The organism is Streptomyces sp. NBC_01622, assembly GCF_045209635.1.
Taxonomy (GTDB): domain Bacteria; phylum Actinomycetota; class Actinomycetes; order Streptomycetales; family Streptomycetaceae; genus Streptomyces.
Window position 1 is genome coordinate 1,567,157 of record NZ_CP109293.1, and the last position, 15,326, is coordinate 1,582,482.

12 protein-coding genes are annotated in these 15,326 nt (G+C 69.6%); 1 reads left to right on the forward strand and 11 read right to left on the reverse strand.

Going from position 1 to position 15,326, the window contains the following annotated elements; genetic code table 11:
- The 9 genes from OH768_RS07240 to OH768_RS07280 all read right to left on the reverse strand — a co-directional run bounded on the left by OH768_RS07240 (position 1) and on the right by OH768_RS07280 (position 12,533).
- Positions 1–1,554 carry a Wzz/FepE/Etk N-terminal domain-containing protein gene (locus OH768_RS07240; protein ID WP_406451203.1) on the reverse strand — a complete coding sequence of 518 codons (1,554 nt, stop codon included), beginning with the start codon at positions 1,552–1,554 and terminating at the stop codon, positions 1–3.
- Entirely contained in the window at positions 1,551–2,921 is a 1,371-nt protein-coding gene (locus OH768_RS07245) for a Wzz/FepE/Etk N-terminal domain-containing protein (protein ID WP_406451205.1), read from the reverse strand. Before OH768_RS07245 ends, OH768_RS07240 begins: the two co-directional genes overlap by 4 nt.
- Positions 2,918–4,183 (reverse strand): glycosyltransferase family 4 protein, encoded by a 1,266-nt coding sequence (locus OH768_RS07250; RefSeq protein WP_406451207.1) that lies wholly within the window; start codon positions 4,181–4,183, stop codon positions 2,918–2,920. The genes OH768_RS07245 and OH768_RS07250 overlap by 4 nt, the downstream gene beginning before the upstream one ends.
- Entirely contained in the window at positions 4,173–5,489 is a 1,317-nt protein-coding gene (locus tag OH768_RS07255) for a nucleotide sugar dehydrogenase (protein WP_406451209.1), read from the reverse strand. The genes OH768_RS07250 and OH768_RS07255 overlap by 11 nt, the downstream gene beginning before the upstream one ends.
- A 70-nt stretch (positions 5,490–5,559) precedes the next feature.
- Entirely contained in the window at positions 5,560–7,059 is a 1,500-nt protein-coding gene (locus OH768_RS07260) for a sugar transferase (RefSeq protein ID WP_406451211.1), read from the reverse strand.
- A gap of 792 nt (positions 7,060–7,851) precedes the next feature.
- Positions 7,852–8,805, reverse strand: coding sequence for an ornithine cyclodeaminase family protein (locus OH768_RS07265; RefSeq protein ID WP_406451213.1), 954 nt, complete (start codon positions 8,803–8,805; stop codon positions 7,852–7,854).
- The gene (locus tag OH768_RS07270; protein ID WP_406451215.1) at positions 8,802–9,821 is read right to left on the reverse strand and encodes a proline racemase family protein; all 1,020 of its coding nucleotides are present in this window, start codon (positions 9,819–9,821) and stop codon (positions 8,802–8,804) included. Before OH768_RS07270 ends, OH768_RS07265 begins: the two co-directional genes overlap by 4 nt.
- Complete coding sequence (gene lhpH, locus OH768_RS07275; RefSeq protein ID WP_406451217.1) at positions 9,818–10,828, reverse strand: trans-3-hydroxy-L-proline dehydratase; 1,011 nt, start codon at positions 10,826–10,828, stop codon at positions 9,818–9,820. Before lhpH ends, OH768_RS07270 begins: the two co-directional genes overlap by 4 nt.
- A 61-nt stretch (positions 10,829–10,889) precedes the next feature.
- Positions 10,890–12,533 (reverse strand): APC family permease, encoded by a 1,644-nt coding sequence (locus OH768_RS07280; protein WP_406451219.1) that lies wholly within the window; start codon positions 12,531–12,533, stop codon positions 10,890–10,892.
- Positions 12,534–12,780: 247 nt separating this feature from the next.
- Here OH768_RS07280 and OH768_RS07285 point away from each other — a divergent pair, with 247 nt between their 5' ends.
- On the forward strand, positions 12,781–13,725 hold the full coding sequence (locus OH768_RS07285) for a LysR substrate-binding domain-containing protein (RefSeq protein ID WP_406451221.1): 945 nt from the start codon (positions 12,781–12,783) through the stop codon (positions 13,723–13,725).
- Positions 13,726–14,049: 324 nt separating this feature from the next.
- Here OH768_RS07285 and OH768_RS07290 read toward each other — a convergent pair whose 3' ends face one another.
- Entirely contained in the window at positions 14,050–14,640 is a 591-nt protein-coding gene (locus OH768_RS07290; protein ID WP_406451223.1) for an MFS transporter, read from the reverse strand.
- A gap of 204 nt (positions 14,641–14,844) precedes the next feature.
- Positions 14,845–15,303 (reverse strand): MarR family winged helix-turn-helix transcriptional regulator, encoded by a 459-nt coding sequence (locus OH768_RS07295; RefSeq protein WP_406451225.1) that lies wholly within the window; start codon positions 15,301–15,303, stop codon positions 14,845–14,847.
- Between the last annotated feature and the right edge of the window lie 23 nt (positions 15,304–15,326).

Consider the following 15,326-nt stretch of genomic DNA (forward strand, 5'->3'; position numbering starts at 1 on the left):
CTACCGCACCTCCTGGTCGTTGTCCGGGACCCGTGCGGCCCGTATCGGCTGGCGTTCGGTGAGCCGCCGGCCGTCCCCCACTGCCTGAACGGCGTGGGAGGTACCCCCACCGTTCTGCCAGGTCGGTCGCTCGGTCCGGCCGCGCAGCGCGTTGGCCAGCCCGTCCCACAGGGTGCCGTCGGTCCGGTCGCGCGGATCGGGGTCGATCAGCACGACACCGATCACCGGGATGCGCTGGTCCGCGAGCTGCCGGGCCACGGTGTGCAGCCAGGCGGCGTTGCCGTGCCCGGCACGGACGACGAGCACGGTGCGGGTGCCGAGGTACTGGAGGTCGGTCCACGCGGTGCCGGGTGCCACCGAGCCGACGCCGATCCGCTGGTCCTGCGGGGACACAGTGGCGGCCTTTTCGCCGCCGACCACGGTGGGGTCTCCCGGTTTCGGACGGCGGACCGAAAGCTGGGTGCCGGGGAGGCCGTCGACGACGGTCACCGGACCGTCCTCCCCCAGTGCCCGGGCGAGACCGAGGGCGATCACGGCCGTGCTGCGCGCACAGCCGAGTTCCAGCAGCGACAGCGGCTCCGCCGAACCTCGCGAGGTGCGGGCCAGCGTGGTGGTGAGCCGTTCGCGTGCCACCCGGGTCCGCCGGCGCTGCCACAACCTGCCGGAGCGGCGGGGCAGTTCGGCGATGACCGAGGCGCCGAGGTTCGCCGCGATGTCCCGGCGCAGCACGGGGCGGTCCGCGACGACCACGCCGACCGCGGCCAGCGCGAGCCCGAGGAAGAGCCCGAGGACGAGTCCGACCACGCCGTCGGTGACGAGGGCCTTGGGCAGCGAGTGCAGCACCGCGCGCGGTGCGTCCACGATCTGGGTGCCGGCGACGAGCTGGGGTGCGCCGACGCGGGCCTCCTCGGCGCGCTGGCCGAAGTCGGAGATCTGTGAGGTGAGTTCGGCCCGCCGGGCGAAGAGCGACTCGAGGTTCGCCGCGTCCTTGGGGTCGGTGTCGGGCGACCGGCCGCCGATCGTCTTGTTGACGTCGGCGAGCTCCGCCTCCATGCGGTCGCGCTGGTCGAGCAGCCCTTGGGCGTTGGCGTTGGCGATGTCGTTGATGCGCTTGGCGTGGTCCGCGACGAACGCCTCGGCCAGTGCCTTGGCCCGGGCCACCGCTTCCGCGTCGGTCCTGCCCGTCACATCGATCTCGAGGACGTTGTTGGTGAGTCCGGTGCCCCGGTAGTCCTTCATGAAGTCCTCCGGTTTTTCCGGGGACTTGAGGATCTTCAGGGCCTGGCCGGCGATCCGCGAGGTCGCCAGCAGCTGGGCGTCGGTGCGGATCAGCGTTCCGGTGTCGTTCGGCTGGTCCTCCTGATGCGCGACCAGCACCTTGGTCACGGCGGCCGGGGCCGGCGGCAGCAGGACCGCCACGGCGGCGCCGGCCAGCATCCCGAGGAGCGCCATGGCGCCCCACAGGCGGCGGCGTCTGCGCACCGCGACCACCAGCGCCTGGAGGTCGAGGAGCGGGGTGGCGGCCGACGACTCCGAAGTCGTGCTCGTCGTCACGCTGGATCTCCTGTCGCGTGGCCATGGACCGCGAACGTCAAAGTGGCGTCGTCGGAAAGTCGGTCGGCGGTTTCCGTCGGCCGGGTGCGGACCGTGCCGGCGACGACGACGCCGACGAGCTCGTGCCCGCCGTCCGCGCACGCCTCGGCGATGCCGGCGAGTTCCCCGGCGGTCCAGCTCCCGGCGCTGAGTACGGCGAGGGCACCGGACTCGGTGTCTCGGTCCGGCACGATCGGCCGGTCCACCGAGACCTCCACCACCCGCAGCTGCGGGTCACCGGTGGCCTCGGCGACGAGCTGTCCGGCGGCCAGCCGGGCGACCTCGTCGCCTTCCGGTACGACGACCAGCAGCCGCCGGGGGGCGGGCAGTTGGTCCCGGAGGCGCGCGCACACCCGCCGGTAGCGGATCCGCCGCTCGGCCTCGTCGCCGGACCGCTGCGGGGCCGGTACGTCCCACCGGATGTCGATGCCGAGCAGCCGGCGGAGCCGGGCCCGCGAGCCGTGGCTCTCGGGCCGGTGCCCATGCCGTTCGCCGGGCACGTCGACGGTGCCGAGGAACGGCGAGCCGAGCGCCGCGGCGATCTCCGGTTCGGTGCGCAGCCGGCGGCTCACCCGTGCGGCGGCGAGATGGCCGACGACCGCGAGCACGAAGAACAGCAGCGCCCCGCCGACGATGAGCTGCGTCCTCGTCGGCGACGCCGCGCCGGTCGGCCGGGGGGCCGGCCCCATGACGACCATGCTGGCCTTGGCGCCCGCCGGGTTGGCCTCCTCCAGCTTCTTCATGGCGTCCTGCAGCCCGGTGCGCAGACCCTCCAGCTCGGTGCGGGCCTGCACGCTCTCCACGGTCTGCCCCGGATCCGCCGACTTGGCCAGGTCGGTGATACGGCGGTTGGTCTCGGCCACCTGCTTCCGCAGCGCCTCTGTCGCCGTGTCCGCCGCGGGGTCGGTGCTGCCGCCCGCGATGCGGGTGGCGAAGGTGACGAACTGCTGGGCCAGCTGGTCGGAGAGCCGCTGCGCGCGCTCCGGGGTGTCGGCCGTACCGGAGACCTTGATGATGTTCCCGTCGTCGGCCTTGGCACTCACGTCTTTCTGCAGTTCGGTGCCGTTGACGCCCGTCCAGTTGAGCGCGGCGGCCGCGCGGTCGACCACCGCCGAACTGGTGGCGATGTCCACCTGGGTCAGCAGTTCGCGCTCTTCCCACTGGCCCGGCAGCAGTACCGATGCCTCTGCCGTGTAGCGCGGCGGAAGCAGCAGCACCGAGGTGCCGTAGCCGAAGAGCGCGCCCGCTACGGCGAGGACGGCCAGGAGCCGCCACCGCCGACGGAGAATCCGTCCGATCGTGACCAGGCGGATCGTGTCGTCATTCAATGGTGCGGCCTCTTCCCCGTACGGACCGGCCCACCCGCGGACACCGGGGCTCGGTCCCGGCAGGCGGCGGCATAGGCGGCGAGCAGTGACGCTTGCGAGTTCTCCCAGGACAGCGGTCCGCTGATCCGCTCCTGGCCGGTCTTGCCCATCCGGGCCCGCTTCTCCGGATCGTCGAGGAGCAGCGCGACGAGCTTCGCGAACTGGGCCTCGTCGTTGGCGGGCGCGTAGACGGCGGCGTCACCGGCGGAGACGCGCGCCTCCCGGAGGTCGAACGAGACGATCGGCCGTCCCATCGCCATGTACTCCAGGACCTTGTTCATGGTCGACACGTCGTTGAGCGGATTGTGCGGGTCGGGGGAAAGGCATACGTCGGCGGTGCACAGGTAGCGCACCAGGTCGGCGTCCGGGATGCGTCCGGTGAACTGCACCTGGTCGGAGAGACCGAGCTGCCGGGACAGTTCGACCATCGCGTCGAAGGCGTCGCCGGCGCCGACGAAGACCGCGTGCCAGTCGGTCCGGCCGACCTCGTCGCGCAGTTTCGCCAGGGCCCGCAGGGCGTAGTCGACGCCGTCCTGGGGGCCCATGACGCCGAGGTAGCACAGCAGATGGGGCTTGCCGCGCTTCAACTCCGGCTCGGGCGGCACCGGTTGGAACCGGTCGGTCGCGGGCGCGCTGCGCACCACGAAGACGTCCTCGGGCCGCCGGCCGCCGCGGGTCAGCGCGACGTCCTTGTAGCTCTCGTTCGTGGCGAGCACGATATCCGCGGCCCGGTAGGTCCGCCGCTCCAGCGCGCACACGGCGCGGTAGAGCAGGTCCTCGCCGCGGTCGAACCGGGAGAGGTACAGCTCGGGCACCAGGTCGTGCTGGTCGAAGACGAACCGCGCGCCGCGCCGCTTCATCCACAGGGCCGGCAGGAACAGCAGGTCGGGCGGGTTGCAGGCGTGGACCACGTCGACCGGGCCGACCTTGCGGGCCAGCCGGAGCGTGTGCCACAGCGCCGATCCGTACTCCCGCAGATAGCCGGCCGGCCCGCCGGTGGCCGCGCGCAACGGGTAGCGGTGGATCCGCACCCCGTCGATCACCGCCTCCGCCTCCGTGTCCCGCTTCTCCCCCCGGGGGCAGATGACGTGCACCTCCCAGCCCGCGTCGCGCAGCGTGGTGCACTCCTGCCACACCCGCCGGTCGAAGGGGACCGACAGGTTCTCCACCAGGATCAGCGCGCGACGGTTCGTGCCGTCGCCACTGGTCTCGTTACCAAGCAAGGCCTATGTACCCCGGTTCGGTCCGGCGCGCGTCGGCGTCGGGAAGGCGGATGAGGTCGATGATCGCCGGTTCGCCCGTGTGGGGCAGCGCCGACAGTACGGTCGCGTCCTTGGTGCCCACCAGGCACACCTCGGCGTGCTCCAGCACCTCGTCGACGGAGTCGGCGAGCAGCTGCGCGAGATGCGGCAGCCGGCTCTCGATGTACTCGCGGTTCGCGCCGAGCAGCCGGGAGAGGCTCACATTGGCGTCGTAGATCTTGAGGTCGTACCCCTTGCCGAAGAGCCGTTCCGCGAGTTCGACGAGCGGGCTCTCGCGGAGGTCGTCGGTGCCGGGTTTGAAGGAGAGTCCGAACAGGCCCACCTTGCGCTTGCCGGTGCGCTCGACCAGGTCCACCGCGCGCTGCAGATGGTCGGAGTTGGAGGCGAGCACGTGGGAGAGGATGGGCACCGAGACGTCGGCCCGCTGTGCCGCGTGGACCAGGCTGCGCAGGTCCTTGGGCAGGCAGGAGCCGCCGAAGGCGAAGCCGGGGCGCAGGTAGGCGGGGCTGATGTTCAGCTTGCGGTCGGCGAGGAAGACGTCCATCACCTGGTGCGAGTCCACGCCGAGGGCCTGGCACACGGCTCCGAGCTCGTTCGCGAAGCCGATCTTGAGGCCGTGGAAGGCGTTGTCCGCGTACTTGATGGCCTCGGCGGTCGGGATCGGCACCCGGAACACCTCGCCGGGCAGGCCGTCGTAGAGTGCCGCCACCGCGTCGCCGCTGGCCGGGTCGAGTTCGCCGATGACGGTCTTCGGCGGGTCGAAGAAGTCCTTGACGCTGGTGCCCTCGCGCAGGAACTCCGGGTTGACCGCGACCCCGATGTCCACACCGGCGGTGCCGCCGACGTGCTTCTCCAGGATCGGCACCAGCAGGTTCAGGCAGGTGCCGGGGAGCATGGTGCTGCGGAACACGACGGTCTGGCGTCCGCCCCGCTCGGCGAGTGCGGCGCCGATCTCCTCGGTGACCCGCTCCAAGTAGGTGGTGCACAGGCTGCCGTTGGGCTCCGACGGGGTGCCCACGCAGATCAGCGACACCTCGCTGTCCGCGATCGCCTCACGGACGTCGCGGGTGGCGCGCAGCGCTCCGGTCCGTACGACCTCGGCGATGAGTTCGCCGATACGTTCCTCCACCACGGGTGCCTTGCCGTCGTTGACCAGGTCGACCTTCACCTGGTTGACGTCCACCCCGATGACCTCGTGGCCCATGCTGGCCAGGCACGCGGCCGACACACAGCCCACGTAGCCGAGCCCGAAAACGCTGACTCTCATGACCGGTCTCTCCCCCCAGGCAGGCCCCTGCGGCCTGCGGTCCGCGCGCCGGTCGGACGACCCCCGCGCATCAGTAGGCCCCCTGACCGTGGATCACGGCACGCAAGGTCTTCCACAAGATCACTGTGTCGAGGGCGAGCGACCAGTCCTCGACGTACCGGAGGTCGAGGCGGACGGCCTCCTCCCACGGCAGGTCGCTGCGTCCGCTGATCTGCCACAGGCCGGTGAGCCCGGGCTTGACCAGCAGCCGTCTTCGGATGTCCGGGTCGTACGCGGCGGACTCCTCCGGCAGCGGAGGCCGGGGCCCGACGAGCGACATGGATCCGGTGAGCACATTGAAGAGCTGCGGGAGTTCGTCGATCGAGTACCGGCGCAGCACCGTGCCGACCCGGGTCACCCGGGGATCCCGGCGGAGCTTGAACAGCAGTCCCGCGCCCTCGTTGCGGTCGGCGAGCTCCGCGCGTGCCCGGTGGGCGTCGGCGACCATGCTGCGGAACTTGAGCATGGTGAACTCGTGGCCGTCCTTGCCGACTCGGCGCTGGCGGTAGAACACCCCGCCCCGGCTGTCCATCAGCACGAACAGCGCGACGAGGATCATCAGCGGCGCGAACACGAACAGCAGGATCGCGGCGCCCAGACGGTCGACGACCCCCTTGATCGCCCGGCGGCCTCCGGTGAAGGTCGGCATGCTGACCCGCAGCAGCGGTATCCCGAGCACCGCGTCGACGTGCAGCCGCGGGCCGGCCACCTCCATCAGCACGGGGGCGACGATCATCTCGGCGTCGCTGCCTTCGAGGTTCCAGGCCAGGCGCTGCAGCCGGTCCGGTGACCAGTGCGGGTCGGGGGTGACCGCGACGACCCGGTAACCGTCGTGGCGGACGTGCTTGGCGACGTCCTCCAGCAGACCTATGACCGGCACTCCGTCCAACTGGTCGCCGTCCAGGCCGCCTTGATCGCCGTCGACGCCGCGGCCGTCCGTCGTGCACACGGCCTCCACGCGCCAGCCGAGGTGCGGGAACTTGCGGGTCCGGCTGATCAGATCGCGCACGGTCGCCGGGCTCCCGGCGGCGAGCACCGGTCTCAGGCAGCGTCCTTCGTTGCGCTGTTTGTGCAGCCAGAGACGGAGCACATACCGCTCCGTCATGGTGACGAGCGCGATCGCGGGGATCGCGACGAAGATCCAGAGCTTGATGTTGCGCGAGGTCAGAGCGATCCCGCCGAGCGCCAGCACGACGGTCGCCGTGAACAGTGAACGTCCCAACCGGCGGAATTCCTCCGCGCCTTGGCCGAGTACGGCCGGGGACCACGAGCGGCTCACCGCCAGCGCGCCCAGCACCAGCAGCTGGGTGCCGAAGGCGAGGATGCCCCACTTCTCATGCCAGTTGGCCGCGTCCCGGGCCCCGAAGAAGTCACCGATCGACGCCACCACACAAGCGGTGGCCACGGTGTCGCTGATGATCACGGCACGTCTGTACCGCTGCTCCCAATCGATCGCGATCTGGCCGATCGCCCCGTTCGCCAGACGCTCGCGCGCCGACGGAAAAGGGCCGACTATTCCCCCCTGTCGCACTGAACCCCCCAAGGTCCCCAGTGGTTTGACGTGGTCGCCGCACACTGTTCGTCCCCTGCGGGAGGCCCCCGCCCCCCGCACTGCAGCTCCCCCACGGAAGCTCGCACTCCGCTGTTCCCCCTCGGGAAGTCCGCGCCCCCTGCGCGCGACGTCCCGCCCAAGTCAGATCCTCGCGAACAACCCACCCTGGCAACACCGGACCCGTAGGCCCTGCCAGCCTCTTGAAGCGCACGGGAACCCGTCGCGAACTCGGATGCTCTCCACGCCCCAAGCCCCCCTCGGGCTAACGGAATTGATCACCCCCACGCCCGGCGCGAGAGCCACAACCGCTGGCCATCCGCATCGCCGGACCCATAGATCATCTTTTGTCGCCTGGTGTCACACCGTGCGAAGCAAGGTCAATCTAGACCATGTGTGCCCACCTGGAGAGAGGTCTGTGTGGAATTTGTGCACAACATTTGACGCCGAGTCGATAGATCTGCGACTGCCCGCAGGTGCGCCGGGGACGGAAAACAGGCCCTGCGCCCAGTGACGGCGGGAGTTCTCCAGACCGTTGGCACTGGCAACCCAGGCGTCCTGACACTGATCGACGCTGATCGACTGTGCCAGGAAAGGGGAGTTGATCGCTCCGGGTACGGCCGAGGCAGTTGGCGCGAACCCGTCGGCCCGGCCGTCGCGGACGCAGCCGGCGATTGGCGGGAAAACGACGGTCGAAGGGGAGTTGGAGGCCGTGGGGGGGCGGTGACGGTCCGGCTCGCCCTGATGGTGGCCGGGGGTTCCGGCCTCACCGGATCACCTGCCGCGCTGGTGCTGCTCGATGAGTTCCTCCGCCACGACCAGGTCCTGCCAGGACATTCCCACGCTCTTGAAGACCGCGGTGCGGTCCGGGGGAAGCGTTCGCGTGCCCCGGACGACGTCCGCCATCGGGATCAGCTCGTCGGCGTGGAGGTGGCCTTCACGAATCGCCAGGACGACGTCCCCGGCCTCGCGCAACGCCGTGCTTACGTCTTCGACGACGACGTGTGCGCGGGCCATCAGCGGGCCGTCGAGCTCACGCGCATCGGGCTCATGGGATCCGACCGCGATCACGACCGTACCGTCCGTCAGGTCCGCGGAGTCGAACAGCGGGGCACGGGCGCTGGTGGCGCAGACCACCACCTGTGCCCGCCCGAGCCGCACCGGCACGTCCGTCGAGTCCGCGGCGACGACGGTGGCGTGGGGTGGCAGCTGCTCACGGGCCCGGTCGGGGTGGCGTACCACGTAGGTGACGTCGGCCAGTTCGACCGAGTCGATGGCCTTGATCGCGTCCACGTGGCCGACCGCCTGGGGGCCCGCGCCGAAGACCACCAGCTCGATCGGCCCGGTGAACCGGGTGAGCAGCGGAGCGGTCGCCGCGACGGAGACGGCCGGTGTCCGGAGGTTCGTCACCGCGATCCCGTCCATGATCGCCCGCAGTTCGAGCGTCCCGGCGCCGAACAGCAGATAGGCGCCCTGGATCCGGGGCAGCCCGCGGCTCGGATTTCCCGCGGCGAGCGTCACCGTCTTCAGGCCTACGGCGGATGTCCCGGCCGACGGCATGAGCAGCAACTGGCCGCCGGTCACTTCGAGTACGGACCGTTGCAGGTCTTCGCTCGGCTCCAGTCCCGCCCGAAGCGCGCGGGTGAGGGCCGCTGCCGCCTGCTCCCGGGTCAGTGCCCGCTCGACATCGTCGGCGGAGAGGATCGGAAGATGCTTGAGGGATGTCATCGCAGCACGAATCCTGACGCGAGAGGATCTCTGGGATCAACGGTGAACCGGCTCGAACCGCAGCGGTAGGCCATGCCGGTCACGCTCGGAACGACGGCCGGCGTTCCGTCGTCCGCCGTGGTCTCTGCCACTACCGTGCAGACGAAACGGGAACCCACGACGGATTCGTGCAGCAGCCGCCTTCCGGGCTTGAGCGCTCCGCGCGCCGCGAGTACCGCGACCCGTGACGCGGAGCCGGATCCACAGGGCGACCGGTCGAGCGCGCCGTCGGCGAAGACGGTCGCGCTGCGCTGGTGGAGATCACCGTTCGCCTCTTCGTCCAGTTCGTCGTGGAGGATCGTTCCGTAGATCCCGTTCAGCCTCTGGTCCGTGGGGTGTTGGGCGTACGGCGTCCCGGCGAGCAGGGACTTCACCTCTCGGCCGATGGCGATGAGTGCGTCGACGTTGCGCGGCTCCACGCTGAGGCCGACGTCCGCGGCCCTGAGGTGGGCATAGACGCTGCCCGCGTACGCGAGGTCGACGAGGACGTCCCCCCGGCTCGTCCCGACCTCGACATCGGTGGCGAGCACATGGCTGGGCACGTTGACGAAGTCGACCGCGGTGACCTGCCCGGCCTCGGTGTGGACGCGTGCCACGACCCGGCCGGACGGAACGTCGATCGTCACGTCGGTGACGCCGGTCGGGTCGGCCGCGACACGGCCGCTCTCGACCGCCCATGCGCCGAGCGCGATGGTGCCGTGCCCGCACGCGGACGAGAAACCGTCCTTGTGCCAGAAGAGGACGCCGAAGTCCGCCCCCGCGTCGTCCGGTGGAGTGAGGAAGCCGCCGAACATGTCGGCGTGACCTCGGGGCTCCAGGCAGAGCAGCCGCCGCAGGCCGTCCACGGCAGGGTCGGCGATCGCCCTGATACGGCGGTCGGCGACGGAACGCCCGGGGATCGCCGTGGGTGGTTCGGCGACGATACGGAACGGCTCTCCGCCGGTGTGGTAGTCGACCGTGTCGACGTGGTCGATCACCGGGTCACCGAGAACCCGCCGGACAGCGGATCGCGGTCGTCGATGACCCAGTTGGCGAATCCGCAGATGAAGGCTTCTCCGCGGATTTCGGGCACCACCGCGGGATTGTCACCGACCCTCGTTTCCGAAAGGACCCGGCCCTCGAATACGGAGCCGATGAACGACTCGTTGACCAAGGTCTCCTCCTGCGACAGCTTGTCCTGAAGATACAGCTGGGCCACGCGCCCGGCGGTACCGGATCCCGTGGGCGAGCGGTCCAGTTCCCGGTCGGCGTAGACGCAGGCGTTGGCCTGGTGGGAGCCGGGATGCCGCGGCGCGCCGGAGATGATGGTTCCGTACACTCCCCGGATCTCGGGGAATTCCGGGTGGACGACGTCGAATTCCGCGTTCAGCGCGTCCTTGACCTCCATCCCGAAGTCCTTCAGCCGGCTGGCCTCCGACTCCCTTATCTCCAGGCCGAAGGGCGCACCGTCCGTGTAGAAATAGAAGGCGCCGCCGTAGGCGATGTCGCCGGTGACCCGGCCGTAGGACGGAGTGTCGACGGATACGTTCTCCCGCCAGATGAAGGAGGGGACGTTCACGAAGCGGACGGCTCCCGCATGGGTTCCGTCCCATTCGACGAAGGCCTCGATGAATCCGCAGGGAGCGTCGATACCGACCCGTGTCTCGGGGGATGTCCTCTCGACCCAGCCCAGTTCTACGGCGGCGGTCGCCAGCGCGATGGTTCCGTGGCCGCAGTGCGGGCTGTAGTCGACGTTCTGCATGAAGATGATGCCGAGGTCCGCGCCCTCGCTGATGGGCTCGGTGACCAGTCCCCCGTACATGTCGGCGTGCCCCCGGGGCTCGAACATCATCGCTTTCCTGATGTCGTCCGCGTTCTTCTGCAGCCAGGCGCTGCGTTCCAGGATGGTGTTTCCCGGAACGCGTGGAGTGCCGCTGGTGATGATCCTGAACGCCTCGCCCCCTGTGTGGGTCTCCACGGTGGTGACAAGTCGACTGGTCTTCATTTACCGGCTCCTTTGATTGTTGTGCCCTTGTGGCCCTTGTGTCTTTGTGACGAATCGGCCGTCATTCACCGTGGACGTTGTTCGTCAGTCCGATGACGTCGGCTGCCGGGAGGCGGACCGCGAGGGCCCAGTAGTAAATGGCCAGGCTCCAGGCGGAGACCGCCGCGATGTCCCACCAGAAGGGGATGTGCGCGAGTCCGAAGAGGAGGTGTGCCGGGCTGTCGTACTGGCCGACGTAGGAGAGCGCCGCCAGGCCCACGAGCCAGGGCACGACCCAGCTGCCGGACTTGAGCGCCAACTCCGGCCGCTCGTCCGGCCGTTTGGTGAGAAAGGACGCGGCGAGCAGGCAGTATCCGAAGGCGACCGCGCAGAAGATCTTCCAGTCCACCGTCCAACCGCCCCAGTAGACAAGCAGGTTCACCACGATGAAGGCGAAGGGGGCGAGAACGTCGGCGTACCGGAGGCGGAACGGGCGGGCGTGGTCCGGCAGTTCACGGCGCAGCGCGCCGAGGGCGAGCGGTCCGCCGGCGTACATGAGCGCGAAGGCGGAGGTGATGAATCCGACGAGGGTCTGCCAGCCGGGGAAGGGCAGCAGGCAGATGAGGCTGACGACGAGCGTGACCAGCACGCTGAATACCGGCACCCCGGTCCTGGGGTTGACCTTGCTGAAGCGCGACGAGATGTAGCCGTTCCGGGACATCGCGTAGGAGAGGCGCGACGAAGTCGTCACGTAGATGAGGCCGTTGCTTCCGGGCGAGACGATGGCGTCGAAGTAGAGAATCCACGCGAGCCAGGTGAATCCGAGCAGAGTGGCCAGACCGGCGAACGGACCGAAGATTCCTTCGAACGTGATGTCCGACCATCCGTGGGCCAGTTGTTCCGGGCGCAGCCCGCCGATGAAGACGATCTGCAGTCCGAGATAGAGGACCGCCGTGATGAACAGGGACCCCATGACCGCCCGCGGAATGTCACGGCCGGGATTCCGGCTCTCGGCGCCGACCTGGACGGCCTGCTCGAATCCGACGAGCGCGAAGATGACGCCGCCCGCGCTGAGCGCCGCGATCATTCCGTGGATGCCGGAGGGGAAGAATCCGCCCGGGCTGGAATGACCGAAATTGCCGAAGTGCATTTTCGTGGCGAGGACGCCGATCGTCAGGACGAGCGTGATGATCTTCCAGACCGAGATCGCGCCATTGAGTTTCGACAGTGCTCTGATGCCGTAGAGATTGACGACCGTGAACAGGACCACGAGCAGAGCCGCGACCCCGATGCCGGGGCTGGTGAGTGACACGGCGCCGTTGTCCACGTGCGTGAGCCAGTGCACGTAGTTGCTCGAGTACTGCAGGACGGCCTCGACCTCGATGGGCACGGTCGTGACCCCGGCGAGCCAGGTTGCCCATCCCATCGTGAAGCCGGCGATGCTTCCGAAGGCGTAGTGCGGGAACCGGGCCGTGCCACCGCTGACCGCGAACATGCCGCCGAGTTCGGCGTGCACGAGGGCCAGCACGGCCACGGCCGCGGTGCCGATGATCCAGGTCAGTACGGCGGACGGCCCCGCGACCTGTGCCGCGAACAGCGCCCCGAACAGCCAGCCGGACCCGATGATCGACCCCACGGACACCCACAGCAGCTGCACGCCGGAGATATGACGACGCAGTCCCTGACCGGTCACCGGAGGTGCCGTCGCTATGTCTTCAGTGGTCATCGTCTCTACCTCATGATCATTGTCCGAGCCGTTCGGCCCGGCCGACAGGAGAAGCGGGGGGGGTGCCACCCGCTCGGGTGGCACAGAGAGGCGGGGCCGGGCCGGCACGCACGGCGTGAGGCATGCGGCCTGCGGGTTTCCGTCCATGGGTTTCGGTGCGCACAAGTCTCCGCGTGGCGTTTACTGCCCGTCCAGCACACATATCCGACGCGTATCTGTAAGAAGAACTGACAGGTACCATGCGCGCATGGCCCGCCACTTCGATCTGCACCGGCTGCGACTGCTGCGTGAGCTGAAGCATCGCGGCACGATCACCGCTGTGGCCGCAGCCATGTCGTACAGCCACTCCGCCGTCTCACAGCAGCTGACGGTGCTGGAGGACGAGCTCGGGACGCAGTTGCTGGAGCCGGACGGCAGGCGGGTGCGCCTGACGGCGCAGGGCGAGATCCTTGTCGAGCACGTCGAGGCGGTCCTCGAACGGCTCGATCGGGCGGACGCGGATCTGGCCCGGGCCACGGGCCACATGGCCGGGACGCTCAGGGTCGCGACCTTCCAGACGGTCATGGTGGCCCTGATGCCGTTCGTGCTGACGACCCTGCGGGCCGCGCATCCCCGGCTGACGGTCGAGCTGGCGCATGCCGACCCCGATGTCGCTCTCTCGGGTCTGCAGGTCAGAGAGTTCGACCTGGTGGTCGACGAGGTGTTCGCCGGCCAGCCGCTCGCCCGGTCGACCGCAGTGGAACAGGCCGTCCTGCACCGCGACCCGCTGCGTCTCGCACTTCCGCCCGCCGACGCGGACCCGACCGGTGCCGAGCGGGTCGCGGACCTGGCGGGTGCCGACTGGGTGATGGAGCCGGCGGGCAGCCCCGCACGGGAGTGGTCCGAGCGAATCTGCCACGCCGCCGGATTCAGGCCGAACGTACGGTTCGAATCCCCCGACATGCTCGTGCACGAACGGCTCGTCCGGGGCGGCCACGCCGTCGCGTTCCTCCCCGACCTGTACTGGGTCGACACCGTACCGACCGTCCGCCTGCGCGAACTCCCGGACGGCGGCTACCGCGACATCATCTGCAGCGTCCGCGCCGGAACCTCCGACAACCCCTCGGTGAAGGCCACGTCGAAGGCACTGCACGCGGCCTGCGCGGTGGCCGAGATGACCATCACGGCCAACCTGGCGGCGCAGCCGCACTGAAAGCGGTCGCAGACGATCTGCCGGACAACCCTCCAGGAACACAAAGAGCCGCCCTCCCAAAAAATGAGAGAACGGCCTCCGGCCCGCTGCAAAGCTGGTCGGGACGACAGGATTTGAACCTGCGACCCCTTGACCCCCAGTTGCGGAGTCACTGAGCGGCATGCGACGGGTCGTTCTTCGAGGTCGGTGTTCAGCGTACTCGGCCGAGTAAAGGAGTCTGTGTGCTCAGGCTTCCTTCGCCGGACCGCCTCGTCGACTCACGCACCGCCTTCCGCTCCTCGATGAGAACCGCAACGAACCCTGCTTTCCATCGGCTCGCTTCGGTCAAGAGCCAGCAAGTCGGAACATATATGCGGGCCTTGCGCTCTGAGGCGACTCTGGCCGACGTGCCGTCGCCCCGGCGACCGCCGGGTGCCGTACCGCCCGGACGTCGACCAGGGGCGTCTTGGTTCGCAGTTCGGAAACGGTCCAGACGCAGAGCAGGAGTACGGCCGCGACGGCAAGGGTCACCGCCACGGTGAGGTGTCGGCTCCACAGGCTCCTCTCGCCGACCAGGAACAGGACGAGGAGCAGTCCACCCGCCAGGACGAGCGCACGGGCCACGTTCACGTGAGCGGAGCGGCCTTCGGGAGCTGCGGGCATGGAGCGCCACCCCGTCACGAAGGCGATGGCGGTGACGAGCAGGCCGAGGCCGTGGGCGGCCCGCAGTCCGCCGAACTCGGCGAGCAGCGCGGCCAGCGGGTAGCCGACGCCGGCTCCGATGATGGAGATCACTGAGATCAGGGCGATCGTGGCCGCGCTGCGCTCCTCGGGAAGATGGTCGCGGGCCACGCCCATCATCAGCGCCGTGAGACGGAGTCCGACGCCTTGGGCCGCTCTGCCCACGAGCAGCCAGGCGAACGGCAGCGGCAGCACGGTGAGCGCGCTGCCGACGACGACGATCGCCAGCGTGGCGAGAATCGTGGCCGAGCCGGTGCGGACCGGCTCCGAGCCGGCCGAGGACGGGTGTGGCGACGGCGCCGCTGAGCAGGGCGATGAACATCAGGGCGGGGACCAGCAGACGTGCCTCGGAACGTATCAGGGCAGTGCTCATGGGCTGGTCATGAGCCTGGGCCGCGGTCACCGGTCCGACTCCTCTCGGGCGTGGCTTTCGAGCTCCGCCAGATGCCGCAGCGCCGGAAGGGCTGCTGCCAGGGCCTCGACCTCGTCACCGGTGAGTTCGTCGATCAACCGCGCGTACGCGTCGACGCCCGCCTGGCGTCGCGTCCGGACGTACGACGCGCCGGCCTCGGTCAGCCACACCAGTGTGACCCGCTTGTCGGACGGATCGCCCTTCCGCTCGACCAGCCCGGATTCCTCCATCACCCGGACCAGGACGGTCATCGCGGGCTGGGTGACGCCCTCGGCCACCGCCAGATCGGTGATCCGTCGCGGGCCGGTCTTGTCCAGGGTGGCCAAGGTGGCGGCGGACGTCAGGCTCATGTCGCGGGGAAGGCGTCTCACGGCCCTGGTGGCCAGACCGTAGAGGGCTGACCCGATGGCATCGGAAGCGCCGTGCGCGGCGTCTCGGCGACTCACGGCTGAAGCATGGCGGCTCTATA

What these genes read in the sequence shown, in the direction of transcription:
- OH768_RS07255 (WP_406451209.1), bottom strand. Translation starts at nt 5,489, where the DNA reads ATGAGAGTCAGCGTTTTCGGGCTCGGCTACGTGGGCTGTGTGTCGGCC.
- OH768_RS07265 (WP_406451213.1), bottom strand. Translation starts at nt 8,805, where the DNA reads ATGACATCCCTCAAGCATCTTCCGATCCTCTCCGCCGACGATGTCGAG.
- lhpH (WP_406451217.1), bottom strand. Translation starts at nt 10,828, where the DNA reads ATGAAGACCAGTCGACTTGTCACCACCGTGGAGACCCACACAGGGGGC.
- OH768_RS07280 (WP_406451219.1), bottom strand. Translation starts at nt 12,533, where the DNA reads ATGACCACTGAAGACATAGCGACGGCACCTCCGGTGACCGGTCAGGGA.
- OH768_RS07285 (WP_406451221.1), top strand. Translation starts at nt 12,781, where the DNA reads ATGGCCCGCCACTTCGATCTGCACCGGCTGCGACTGCTGCGTGAGCTG.